This window comes from Ningiella algicola (genome assembly GCF_028401415.2).
GTDB lineage: Bacteria > Pseudomonadota > Gammaproteobacteria > Enterobacterales > Alteromonadaceae > Glaciecola.
Genome location: NZ_CP171821.2, coordinates 1,394,195 through 1,406,714, shown reverse-complemented (window position 1 = coordinate 1,406,714; position 12,520 = coordinate 1,394,195). Strand labels below are relative to the sequence as shown.

General features: G+C 42.4%; 9 protein-coding genes and 1 tRNA gene. 8 read left to right on the top strand and 2 right to left on the bottom strand.

Going from position 1 to position 12,520, the window contains the following annotated elements; translation table 11 throughout:
• Positions 1-104: 104 nt before the first annotated feature.
• Complete coding sequence (locus PN836_RS06280; RefSeq protein WP_395344394.1) at positions 105-1,025, bottom strand: polysaccharide deacetylase family protein; 921 nt, start codon at positions 1,023-1,025, stop codon at positions 105-107.
• Positions 1,026-1,399: 374 nt separating this feature from the next.
• On the opposite strand from PN836_RS06280, the gene PN836_RS06275 reads away from it, so the two are divergent.
• The 7 genes from PN836_RS06275 to PN836_RS06245 all read left to right on the top strand — a co-directional run bounded on the left by PN836_RS06275 (position 1,400) and on the right by PN836_RS06245 (position 10,507).
• Complete coding sequence (locus PN836_RS06275) at positions 1,400-3,673, top strand: PKD domain-containing protein (RefSeq protein ID WP_395344393.1); 2,274 nt, start codon at positions 1,400-1,402, stop codon at positions 3,671-3,673.
• A 47-nt stretch (positions 3,674-3,720) separates the two neighbouring features.
• On the top strand, positions 3,721-4,230 hold the full coding sequence (locus PN836_RS06270; RefSeq protein WP_395344392.1) for an AAA family ATPase: 510 nt from the start codon (positions 3,721-3,723) through the stop codon (positions 4,228-4,230).
• A gap of 36 nt (positions 4,231-4,266) precedes the next feature.
• Positions 4,267-5,643 (top strand): serine hydrolase domain-containing protein, encoded by a 1,377-nt coding sequence (locus PN836_RS06265; RefSeq protein ID WP_395344391.1) that lies wholly within the window; start codon positions 4,267-4,269, stop codon positions 5,641-5,643.
• A gap of 778 nt (positions 5,644-6,421) precedes the next feature.
• Positions 6,422-7,114 carry a hydrolase gene (locus PN836_RS06260; protein ID WP_395344390.1) on the top strand — a complete coding sequence of 231 codons (693 nt, stop codon included), beginning with the start codon at positions 6,422-6,424 and terminating at the stop codon, positions 7,112-7,114.
• Between the two features lie 184 nt (positions 7,115-7,298).
• Entirely contained in the window at positions 7,299-9,506 is a 2,208-nt protein-coding gene (gene katG / locus PN836_RS06255; protein ID WP_395344389.1) for a catalase/peroxidase HPI, read from the top strand.
• A gap of 225 nt (positions 9,507-9,731) precedes the next feature.
• Positions 9,732-10,130, top strand: coding sequence for a hypothetical protein (locus PN836_RS06250; protein ID WP_395344388.1), 399 nt, complete (start codon positions 9,732-9,734; stop codon positions 10,128-10,130).
• A 182-nt stretch (positions 10,131-10,312) separates the two neighbouring features.
• Complete coding sequence (locus tag PN836_RS06245) at positions 10,313-10,507, top strand: hypothetical protein (RefSeq protein WP_395344387.1); 195 nt, start codon at positions 10,313-10,315, stop codon at positions 10,505-10,507.
• A gap of 200 nt (positions 10,508-10,707) precedes the next feature.
• Here PN836_RS06245 and PN836_RS06240 read toward each other — a convergent pair.
• Positions 10,708-10,783 (bottom strand) — tRNA-Arg (locus PN836_RS06240).
• A 239-nt stretch (positions 10,784-11,022) separates the two neighbouring features.
• Between PN836_RS06240 and PN836_RS06235 the strand changes: the two genes are divergently transcribed.
• Entirely contained in the window at positions 11,023-12,519 is a 1,497-nt protein-coding gene (locus PN836_RS06235) for a tryptophan halogenase family protein (protein WP_395345501.1), read from the top strand.
• Position 12,520: the final 1 nt, after the last annotated feature.

The following is a 12,520-nucleotide window of genomic DNA, read 5'->3' as shown; positions in this document are numbered from 1 at the left end:
AGTTGAAAGAGCGATTGAAATATTGCGTAATTCGGTAAAAACAATTACTCATTTGGTTTCAATCCGGCCGAATTTGGCGGAACGGGCAAAATGCTCGTCACGCGTTACTCGCTCACAGATAGAACTCGCCGTTTAAATTCATTGTTTAGATAACTCTCTTCCAGAGAGGAGTGCCAAAGATTTTTTGTTTGTCCCTCCGATAATGCAATCTCTCCAATTCTACCGGGGTTAAACTTAAGTGGGGACGAGATCTCAAACTCTGATATGTCATCTTCATAGGCATCTTCAATTGTTATAATCTTCCAATTATTTTGACGCAGTCGTTGAATTAGGTCGTCGATATAGAGCGCGGAGATGTCAGTCTCATGCAGGAGTAAAACATGTTTTGGAGACCTACCGAGATGCTTTATTGCTAATTGATCGTAATATTCCACAGCCTCCATAATGATATCAACGTAATAATTTTTCATTGCATTATCGTTCAAGACTATGCCCTGTTCAGCAGCATTCTGGAACTGGTTTTCAATATACCAATCATAGTTGTTTATGGTTATATAAGCGTTAAGCATTTTGTTTGTTTTTAAAAACTGCCTTACACCGTTACGCTTTTCCAATTCGCCGCCTTCGCGAAGATAAGGAAATCGAAACCAATTTTTATAGGTAGGGTATTGTCCCAGTAGCTTTGAAGCCAGCTTAATCTCCGCAATAAAAGCGTCTTCAGATGTTTTATTTATATCTGGATGTGAGTGAGTATGATTTGCAATAATATGCCCAGCATCGCTGTATGTCTTTAGCCGGTTTTGCCCTTCTGCATCCAAGCGCTGGCTAACAGAAAAGAAAGCAACTTGCTCGACGTTGTTTCGTTCAAGGGCAGCGACCAGCATACTCGCGCGCTCTGAGCCAGACAATACTCCGTTTGCTTGTCGAGGCGAATCGTCAAATGTTAACGCTATTTGCTTAGCTCTCAGTTCGCCTATTTCGCTTATAAGTAGCACGCATAGTATAGCGGTTATCCACAGTCTCATTTTTACATTCCTTCATGTTGCAATGCATTTTATTTATCAAGTTAGCTAAAAATTTTTTGTGGGTATCTGATGCATATGAACACAAGACCTCCAATAAAATGATAATGCGCTCTACTTGTTAAAAGTACGGACTAATTGTTCGTTAATTGTAAGCGTTTGTAAGGCAATCCTCTAATGATCGGAAGTATCGTAGCCCTAGCAAGTAGTGCTTTAATTGCAAACAGGGCCCCAAAATTAGAGCGATTACAAATTTTACACACTCTTTTACATAAATTATGTGCTTTCGCACGTAAACTGATTGGCCGTTTCAAATTATAGTGCGCCTAAGTGAGATTTCGGTCTAGCGCTATAACTAAATCAAGAGAGCCATATCAATGATGAATAAACCGTTTATAAATCTGGTTCATGTTGTACTTTTTTTAGTCTTAACTACACCTGCTATCGCTTCAGTGGCGAGTGAAAATATCGCCTTGAATAAGCCTGCGAGAGATTCTCAAGGAGTTTTGCTAAACATTACTGATGGTGACTTATCTAACCGTGGTAGGTGGGTTCCAAGAAGCTTTAATCGGCCTGCCGATGCAGAAATAGACTTACAAGGTAGTTATACCTTAACCAGCGTTCAATTTTCCGTTGGTCTTTTGACAGATAGCGAAAATAAGTACGTTCCTGATGAAATTTTTCTGCAGTACCACAATGGTGCATGCTGGGTAGATATTGAGAATGCACATCTCATTTTAGATGACAAAAGTCCGCAAACGCTAAGTATTGATATTTCCACACAGATTGTTGCGAACCGACTAAGGTATAGAGTGCTTGACGCTGCAAAACCTGTCACCAGAGAAGTTCAAATCATTGGATATGAGAGCGATGCCCCTGTAACAACTTCGAATGATTGTTTTGAAGGTGCAAATGTCGTTGTTAGAACACCTTATTACGACTATGCACGATACCTTCCAATGGACTATAGCGAAGATCCTAGCAGATCATACCCTTTGATTGTGTCAATGCATGGGAGAGGGGGAAATACCTTAAACCAAAACCACACTCAGGTTCTTCCACTTAATGGACCGTTTCAGCTTGAGGGATTTCATCGGCAATTGCTTAACATGGACGGCCAATATGAGGCAATTGTGGTATCACCAAATTGTAAATCGATTTACCAAAATCGAAGGGGAAGCTGCTGGTTCCAAGTCAACACAATTAATCAATTGGTTGGTCAACTAATGAGTGAGCTTAAGGTGGATCCCGAAAGGGTGTTTCTAACCGGTCTCAGCGCAGGCGCTCAGACCGCTATTAAAGCAAGTGTTAGCCAACCTGATGTATATGCTGGAATGGCTCCAATCGCGATAACAGCGGTGAATGAAACTCACCTTCCAGGTAGTATTTGCCAATATACTAATACAAATGTAAGAGCATACGCTGGAGAGCTCGACCCATCTCATGGGCCTGCTTCTTGGTATCAACTCATTAACCAAATATCTCAAAAATGCAGCTCACAATCGCTAGAACGATTTGTATTCGAAGTGATACCGGGTGGTCGTCATAATGGGTCAACTTGGAATACAGCCTACGCCAATCATGATCTTCAACAATGGTTTCTAGAGACCCAGCATCCTCGGAATTCAGATAATGATAGCCTTAAAGTGGATGCAGGAGACGATTTCAAAGTTAACTTAGACGATGGCCATTTTGAATTAAACGCGAGTGTCATTGGCAACAGTTCGTTGACGTATTCGATTCAATGGGAATTGCTCACTAGCCCTAATACTATCACGATACAAAATAGTGATTCATTAAACCCGGACATTATAGGAGCAATCGAAGGTGAATATAGTTTTCGCGTTAGTCTCACCGATCAATACGAACGCACTGATTCTGATGTGGTATCGGTAACCGTTTTTGCGCCAGCAATTAATACTCCGCCTGTGATCACAATGCCCAGCGAACTAGTGATATCTAGTCCTGATACGGAAGTTAGTTTTAATCTGCTTGTCCAAGATGAAGACTATGAAACTTCAATTAACTGGGTTCAATTATCTGGGCCGTCAGTCGCGCTCGTTGATACCCTCGACTCGCAACTTATTTCAATATCAAATTTAGTCGTGGGTACCTACGCTCTTCAAGTTTCAGCAACCGACAGTGAGAATTTAGTGAGTCAGGCAACTCTCTCAATCATTGTACTACCTGCATCCAATGGTCAAATTACAAATATTGTTATTGGTAAGCCAATATCCGCCACTTCCGAGCAGAATTTGCGCAATATTGGGGTCTTTAGAGCAGAGCACGCGATTGATGGTCGGATTGGTCCACGAGATCCGTTGTGGGCGCCGGGAAGAGTAAGTGGAGATCGCTACATTGAAATCGACTTGTTGGACCGACACAGTCTTGTCAGTGCTAAGGTTTTTTCTGGCTTCAATGGACGCAACGCCATAAAGAATTTTCATATCGAATCGTTTGTTGATGGAAACTGGCGCAAAATCGATGGGGCAAGTTTTTCGAATGGAGGTTCATTTCAGACGGAAGTAAATCTTGTGTTCAGCCCAAATGTCTATGGTTCGAAGCTCAGATTTGTTTGCAAAGATCCAAGAATTGAAAACTGTAGGTTGCGCGAACTAGAAGTGTATGGTCAAGCGCACAGTTTCGAATAAAAGAACTAGAACAAACGACACAGGATCTTTATCAGAAGGGACGCAAGATGATACATATAATTTTTGGGCCGGTTGGTGCAGGTAAAACAACACTGGCCAGCTCTCTTTGCGCAAAGTATAAAGCCATTAACGTATCAGGCGACATGATGTTTAAACATCTTTATATTCATGACTTTTATCAGGAGGTAGATATGTCGTGGATTGTTGAACGTATCGACAGAATAAACACTTGCGCGCTTGAGCTAGCAATTAGTGCGTTTAACTCAGGTACTTCTGTCATATTAGATTTAGGATTAGCGCTTACAAGACAACGGGCAGTTGTGCACCAGTCACTAATTGAATTGAATATACCGTATCAGTTTTATTATATTTATTGCTCCGCCGAGGATAGAAAGCAACGAGTTATTCAACGGAATCTTTCATTAACGAAGAATGAATTTTTCGTTGATACTCACGCTTTTGAACAGGCTGATTTGCATTTTGAGGTGCCAAGTGCACAAGAGCTGAATACTCTGCAGGCGGCGGTTCGTTTCAATGAATATGGTCAGAAAATATAGCTGTTGAATTACCGAAAGTGTTGGGAGCGTCAACCAATGAAAGTCTCTTTACTAACGAAATGGTTTGCGGTGTTCATTCAAACTATCGTTGCCTTTACATGCAATAGCCATACGGAAGGTGATTTATCTGAGGAGCAATGGATTGAAAAAGCAATTTCTATAATAATAGAGGATAACGACATTCCCGCAATATCAGTCGGGATCGTCAAAAATAGCGAGTTACAACTGCTTGTTAGTAGAGGTTACCTGTCGAGAGACTCATCCTCTGAAGTCAATGGAAACACCAATTTCCAAATTGGGTCTTTGACAAAAACATTTACTGGGATTTTGGCAAAGGTCTTTATTGCTGAAGGCCGTTTAAAGCTCACCGACAGTATCTCAACATACCTTCCTCATTCCCTATCGCCGTCAGCTCGAGCGAAGCTTAGGCCTATTACTGTAGGAGACATCGTTTTTCACCAATCGGGATTACCCAGAGATTCGATTATTGCCCATCGTTTCGGCAATGAGCCAATGTTATGTTGTTACGATGAGCAAGACTTATTGAATGACTTAGAGATACTAGAGCTGATGTATAAGCCCGGTTTAAAAGCTGAGTACTCCAACTTAGGGTACTCGGTGCTGGGCTACATTATGCAAAGGCTTTCTGGCAAAGAATTTGAATCGTTGTTGAATCAATATATCTTTAAGCCTTTTGAGATGAAAAATAGCACTACTGAACTCACCGATATACAACAAAAGCAAGCTGCTATCCCGTATCGAAAGGAAAATCGAAAATACAAAACACGCCCTTTCGAAATGGGTTTTTTGAAGCCCTCTGGCGGAGTATTTTCGAATGTCAACGACCTTAGCAAACTGATGATTCTGCAAATGAATGCAGCAAGACAAGAAATTAAACAAGCAGATTCAAATCATTTATGGTCGACTGAGTTTACGCGTTCATTTTCGAAAAAATGGGAGTATGGATTTGGAGCTTTCAAATCAGATTCTGGTCGAATAATGCATGGAGGTGACTTAGATGGATTCGCAAGCGCATATTCCTATTATCCAGAGCAAGATTTTGGTCTTATTATTTTGACCTCTTCTGGAGGGCGATGGTTATGGCAATTAGAGAATCTTTTGCTACAGAAGTTAATGGGACAAAAAGTATCGCTACCTGAGTTTACCCAATCTATAACGATTTCAAAGGACAAATTGGCAGCTTACACTGGGAGGATAGATATAGACGGAAAAATTATCAATATCGTACAACGTCAGAACTCACTGGAGGCCTTTTTTTCTGATTCTCTTGTACCATATGAACTTACCTTTTTGTCGTCCTCGAAAGCTTACTCCAAAACCTATGGATTTGTTTTTCATTATACGTTTGATGAAAATGGCGTTCCTTTAGATATCAGATTTGAAGCACCTTAAAGTATGCTAATCTGCCAAGGCTTGCTTATCGTTCTCACACCGTAAACTGTCGTTGTCAAGCAAAATCGACCAATCCAGTGAAGCTACTTTTCTCTCATTCTTGAGACTAATTCATATTGACTTGAGCTTTTACAGTCCTAGTAAGAATGTAGCCTTATCGGGTTGTAAAAAACAGTGATGCAATCCAACATTTGTTGCTGCGCCTCATGGCGAGTTTGATACTGTCAGAGGGCTTGCCTATTTTTGCGTGCGCTGTATTTGGATGCCGGCTTACTGTGAAATACAACAAGCCTAGGTTTTCCAAGCATCTCTCAGGCCCAGTTTACAGCTTGTGCCGTCAGTTCTTTATCTGCCTGAGGTGACACAAATTTATTACTAAACCATTGAGATTGAGAAGTCTGTTGATGTAACTTCAACTGAGATACAACAAACAAAGTGCCCTTTAACTATTTGTTTTAGTCTTGTTGAGGTTTCTGTAAGTGCGTAGGCTAACGGATGTATAGCCTACTCGCCGTTTAATGTGCATGTAGTTTTATTGTCTATTGTGTCAGCGACGTTTCTTTTCGTTTCGCATTGCAGCTCATCCACGTATTCTCAATCGCTCGAAGATAATGTGTGTAAACGAACATCCACTTTCAGTATATGGGGAGCTAAACGATGCTTCTCACCCCTGCAAATACGCCATTATCCGCAAGAATTTAGAATCTTACTCGTTCTGTTAAATCTATTCTTTTAATGAAAGCAACATTTTCAAAGTTTAAATGAAAGGATAATTGATATGACAAACACAGCCTTACCAAAATCAGAACTTACTCCCGACAACTGTGCCTTTTTGATGATCGATCATCAAGTCGGACTATTGCAATTTTTATCGTCGATTGACCCAATGCAGTTAAAGAATAACATTTTAGGTCATGCCAAGACAGCGAAGGCATTTAATATCCCAGTTATCATGGGCACGAGCTGGCCGCAAGGACCAAATGGGCCAACAATGCCTGAATTAACTGCCTTATTTCCAGATGTAGACGTTATCGATAGACCCTTTGTTAATTTCTGGAATGATGAAGTATCACGAAAAGCAGTCGAGAAAACAGGCAAAAAGAAGTTGGTCATCTCTGGACTTGCAACGGAGGTCTGCGCAGCCTTTCCGGCAATATCAGCGTTGCGAGAGGGCTATGAGGTATATGTTGTAATCGATGCCTGTGCAGACTTTAATCCACTCGTCACACAAGTTACTACTCAGCGTCTCGCGGCAGCGGGAGCTATTGTTACGACTTGGGTCGCGGTGCTTGCGGAACTTGCTTCCAACACGCAAGAAAACGGAACTCATATTGGCATACTTCTCAGCGACCACGTTGGACAATATTATGCCGCGATGAATAATTTCTTGGGATCAGCGGCAAATGCAAAGGATGTTAGCCAAGGATTGGGACTAACGGGCAAGCCTCCGATTCCAGCGGTAGGTATTTAAGTATCTAGCTTAGTTGGAGCAAAATCGGCTCATTCAGCTCTTTTGTGCAAGTGCAATGCATGAAAGAGCTGATTGCTAAACAAATGATATTTCAAGCACGACGCAATTCGCGTTCTCAACCTATCCTCCACCCATATTCATCAGAGCATGATAGGTTCATTCAATATATAAAGGAGCAGGACTCATGTTAGATAGCAATCTTAAAAATGATGGACAATGCCCATTTATGCATGGTGGGAACACACAAGTTGGTGGAAATAGCACTAAAAACATCGACTGGTGGCCGAATCAATTAAATCTGAAGATACTGCATCAAAATGATACTAAGGCAAATCCTCTAGGCAGCGAATTTGACTATAAACGCGCTTTTTCGAACATAGACTTGCCGCAGGTAAAGTGTGATATAGCAGCTTTACTAACAGATTCAAAGACCTGGTGGCCAGCAGACTATGGGCACTACGGCCCGTTCATGATCAGAATGGCATGGCATGCCGCGGGTACCTATCGTGAGGGCGATGGAAGAGGGGGATCAGGCACCGGCAATCAGCGCTTTGCGCCTCTCAATAGTTGGCCCGACAACGGTAATCTGGATAAAGCACGACGTTTGCTTTGGCCTGTAAAACAAAAATATGGGAGTAAATTATCTTGGGCTGACCTGTTCGTGTTAGCCGGCAACGTAGCGTTGGATTCGATGGGTTTAAAGACATTTGGTTTTGGCGGCGGTCGAGAAGATATTTGGGAGCCTGAAGAAGATATCTATTGGGGGACTGAAAAATCATGGCTAGCTAATCACAGATATTCAGGTGAGCGAGACCTAGAGCAACCACTTGCTGCCGTTCAAATGGGCCTAATATACGTGAATCCTGAGGGTCCAGATGGCAATCCAGACCCCGCTGCTTCAGCTCATGATATTCGTGAAACTTTTGCTCGAATGGCAATGAATGACTACGAAACAGTTGCACTAACAGCAGGCGGTCATACCTTTGGCAAGGCGCATGGTGCAGCACCTGATTCTAATCATGGTCCAGAGCCTGAGGCTGCGCCGATTGAACAAATGGGATTGGGTTGGAAGAGCCGCTTCAACAGCGGTGTTGGCCGCGATACCATTACCAGTGGTATCGAAGGCGCATGGACACCCACACCAACATCATGGGATATGAGCTACTTTAATATGTTGCTAGGTTACGATTGGGAGCTAAGCAAAAGTCCTGCAGGTGCACATCAATGGAAAGCGGTTGGCTTGGCGCTTGAACATCACGCGCCTGATGCAGAAACCGCTGACATCAAAGTCGATATTATGATGACGACAGCGGATATTGCCATGAAAGTTGACCCCAAATATCGAAAAATATCAGAGCATTTCCATAAAAACCCAGACGAATTTGCCGATGCTTTTGCACGAGCATGGTTTAAGCTAACCCACCGTGATATGGGGCCGAAATCGCGTTATCTTGGAGACGATGTGCCAATCGAAGATTTAATTTGGCAAGATCCATTACCTGAGAGAAGCTACGAGCTAATTAACGATACTGACATTGCTCAATTAAAAGAACATTTAGCTGATTCAGGCCTCTCTATCTATGAAATGGTCTACACCGCTTGGGCGTCAGCAAGCACTTTTAGAGGCTCAGATAATAGGGGAGGGGCGAATGGCGCTCGTATTCGATTATCGCCTCAAAAGGATTGGGAAGTTAACCAGCCCGAACAATTAGCGATGGTGCTGGCCGTGCTAGAAGACATTCAATCCTCATTCAATGACGCTAGCGGTGACGAAAAACAAGTTTCAATGGCTGATCTTATTGTATTGGCAGGCGCGGTTGGCATTGAACAAGCTGCGAAGAAATCGGGAGCCATTATTCAGGTGCCATTTGTGCCAGGACGAGTAGATACGAGCGACGACTTAACCGATGCGGATTCGTTTTCTGTGCTAGAACCCATTGCGGATGGTTTTAGAAATTACCAAAAGAGACAATATGCGGTCAGTACCGAAGAGCTACTAATCGATAAAGCGCAATTACTAGGCCTTACTGCGCCAGAGATGACAGTGCTTGTGGGGGGTATGAGAGCGATGGGCATAAACTACAATTCATCCTCACTTGGTGCATTTAACGCATCCGAGAGCGCTTTGAACAATGACTATTTTATTCACTTGCTCGACATGAATATTGAATGGACTCCCGCAAATAATAATGATGCGCATTATTTTATAGGTACAAAGCATGGACATGAAAAACGCTATCAGGCATCAAGAGCTGATTTAGTATTTGGTGCGAATTCACAATTAAGAGCCATTGCAGAGGTTTATGCGCAAAACGATTCTAAAAACAAGTTTTTAGAAGATTTTGTAGTTGCATGGAATAAGGTAATGAATGCGGATAGGTTTGATGTTTAGTTAAACTTTAAAGATGCTTAGCCGATGGCAATCATTACAAATAAAGATGATTTTGTATTATATGATTTTTTAGTCTTATGATTTGGTCGATGGCGACATAAATAAATTACAAGGCCATTGAGATTGAGAAGTCTGTTGATGTAACTTCAACTGAGATACAACAAACAAAGTGCCCTATGTAATGGTAAGCTAAGACCGAACACGCTTTGATACAAAATATGATTTATGACTAGCACGATTTTGCAGTGGACAACGATTGTTATTGAGTTTATTGGCTTACTATTAATCACGCTTGAACTTTACTTTAAACCGCTCTCTCAAGAACTCCGCGCCATATTCGATAACACGAAGCCCAAAGTCATTGCTAAACCAATAAGGTGGATTGGCGGATATATTATCTTGTGGGTTTTAGCGGTTTTAGTGCTCTCAATGTGGGAGCAATCAATGGGTTTCACTGCCAACATCATCTTTTCAGTTTTCATAACATTAGTGCTTTTGTTGATAGCGATTAGCAAGTCGTTAATTCGACTTGGTGTAATGATAGGTAAAGGAAATTCAGTAGGTGGCGTTGGTTTGGTATTGGCGCTCATAGGGCTATCACTTGAAATTGGTCAAATGATTTGAGTATTAGATAATAGGCGCAAGGTCTGTTCGCTTCATAGAATAAGTAATCGTTCGTCAATCGCACGATCCTCAACGATGACCTCAAATCTTTGCTAACAGCCGAAGTTTCACTACAAGAAGTTAGAAATACCAATTTGCATGTTTCGGTCGAAATCCGCTCCACAGTAAGCAATTGTGGTGATATGTTTAATATGCCAGATAAAGCGCTAATTTCGCAGATTAACATGTTAATGATTTCGGAATTTGACGGGGCAATTATATCCAAAAGAACTGACTATGCGGCATACGATGAGGCATGGGCGTTAGTAGATGCCAGGGCAAATGTACCGTCAAATTTTTTCTTCCACAAAGAATGCATAGATAATAAGGGTGAGTGACTTCAGCATGCGCATACCCCGCAAGTTGCAAGCTTGACGTCAGTATAAATAAATGATGTGTCTATAACTCTTTCGAAACACTCTAAAGAGCTTTGACTATATTCTTATTCGTCTGATATTTGAATCGCAACTGATTTACTAGACGTTTCCTAGCTAGATAAACTAGCTAAAGGTAGGAGTAGTTACAATCGCTCAAAAATTGGCCGGCCCTGCGAGACTCGAACTCACATTTGCAGCTTAGGAGGCAGCCGTTCTATCCGGTTGAACTAAGGGCCGATATACGCCTTATATTTTGCGACATAATCAAAACACAAACAACCACCCACGTTCCAATTTAACGCATTCTCTCTAAATATTTACTCATAAGGTTCACATATCCTTCCATCTACGATACCGTGCGCTTGTTAATTAGTTGTAATCAGCTCCTCTTAGCAGGCAAAGCAAAGATAGGTCTTCAAGTGCAAGCTCAGCAAATTCAAAATATTGTCATTCTTGGCGGTGGAACAGCCGGTTGGATGACTGCCGCGGCCCTTACTAAAATTGTTGATGTACAAAAGTGCTCAGTTACCCTCATTGAGTCGGACGATATCGGAACAGTTGGGGTAGGAGAGGCAACGCTTCCTCATTTACGGTTTTTCAATCAAAAGTTAGGTATTGATGAGCGCGAATTTATGCGCGCTACCGAGTCTACTTTTAAGCTTGGCATCGAGTTTGTGAACTGGGGGCAACTAGGCAGCAAGTATATGCATGCCTTTGGCGAGTATGGTGAAAAGTCGCACGGCGTTGAGTTTCATCATTTGTGGCTTAAGGCTTTTCAAAAGGGAGACGCAAAACCTCTCAGTGATTATTCTCTGGCGGTTAATGCTGCTAAACAGCAAAAGTTTCAATTTCCCGACCCCAATCCAGACTCTGTTCTGTCGAAGTATTCTTATGCCTATCATGTCGATGCCGCTCTATACGCTAAGTTTCTTCGCAGTCTTTCTGAAAAGCGCGGTATTAAGCGCAAGGAAGGGAAGGTACAAGAGGTAGTGCAATGCTCAGAGACAGGCTTCATCAATGAGCTGGTATTACATAGTGGTGAGCGTATTAGCGGTGATTTGTTCATTGACTGCTCTGGATTTAGGGGCTTATTAATTGAGCAAAGCTTGAAAACTGGCTATCAAGACTGGTCCCATTACTTACCTTGCGACAGCGCTCAGGCAGTGCCGTGCGAGCGCGTTGAGCCGCTTTTGCCATACACGCGCTCGACTGCGCACAGCGCAGGCTGGCAATGGCGGATCCCTTTGCAGCATCGCACAGGCAATGGGCATGTCTATAGCAGCAAGTTTATGCCAGACGATGTAGCGCGCGATATTTTGCTTGCAAATATAGACGGCAAAGCGCTGCGTGACCCAATTCAGCTTCGTTTTACTACGGGTAAACGTAACAAGTTTTGGAATAAGAACTGCATTGCAATAGGTTTATCCGGCGGATTTTTGGAGCCTTTGGAATCCACCAGTATCTATTTAATCCAAGATGCCATTACCCATTTGATGCAGCTTTTTCCTGACAAAAACTGTGACACGAACTTAGCCGATGAGTTTAACCGTGTAATGGATGCCGAGTTTTATCATATTCGCGATTTTTTGATTGCGCACTACCATGTGACTCAGCGCAGTGACTCGCCTTTTTGGGAATACCTTCGCAACATGGACATCCCAGACACACTGCAGCATAAGCTCGACATGTATCAGTCTCGCGGTCATATCATCAAATATGCCAGCGGTGAATTTTTAGACCCCAGTTGGCTGGCAGTGTTAACCGGGCAAGGTTTAACGCCAGAGCATTTTCACCCGACCATTGCCAATATGCCGCAAGAGCATGTGTCTAGCTTAATGCATGAGCATCTGTCTCGCGTACAAGAGGGCGTTGCATCTATGAACGCTAATGACCTAACGCTGCAACAATATTTAAGTGATGACGGCGCAAGATTAAATCGCTCATACGCCTCTTCCAGTTTGTACGGAAATTAAC

What these genes read in the sequence shown, in the direction of transcription:
- PN836_RS06280 (WP_395344394.1), bottom strand. Translation starts at nt 1,025, where the DNA reads ATGAGACTGTGGATAACCGCTATACTATGCGTGCTACTTATAAGCGAA.
- PN836_RS06275 (WP_395344393.1), top strand. Translation starts at nt 1,400, where the DNA reads ATGATGAATAAACCGTTTATAAATCTGGTTCATGTTGTACTTTTTTTA.
- PN836_RS06270 (WP_395344392.1), top strand. Translation starts at nt 3,721, where the DNA reads ATGATACATATAATTTTTGGGCCGGTTGGTGCAGGTAAAACAACACTG.
- PN836_RS06265 (WP_395344391.1), top strand. Translation starts at nt 4,267, where the DNA reads ATGAAAGTCTCTTTACTAACGAAATGGTTTGCGGTGTTCATTCAAACT.
- PN836_RS06260 (WP_395344390.1), top strand. Translation starts at nt 6,422, where the DNA reads ATGACAAACACAGCCTTACCAAAATCAGAACTTACTCCCGACAACTGT.
- katG (WP_395344389.1), top strand. Translation starts at nt 7,299, where the DNA reads ATGTTAGATAGCAATCTTAAAAATGATGGACAATGCCCATTTATGCAT.
- PN836_RS06250 (WP_395344388.1), top strand. Translation starts at nt 9,732, where the DNA reads ATGACTAGCACGATTTTGCAGTGGACAACGATTGTTATTGAGTTTATT.
- PN836_RS06245 (WP_395344387.1), top strand. Translation starts at nt 10,313, where the DNA reads ATGTTTAATATGCCAGATAAAGCGCTAATTTCGCAGATTAACATGTTA.
- PN836_RS06235 (WP_395345501.1), top strand. Translation starts at nt 11,023, where the DNA reads ATGACTGCCGCGGCCCTTACTAAAATTGTTGATGTACAAAAGTGCTCA.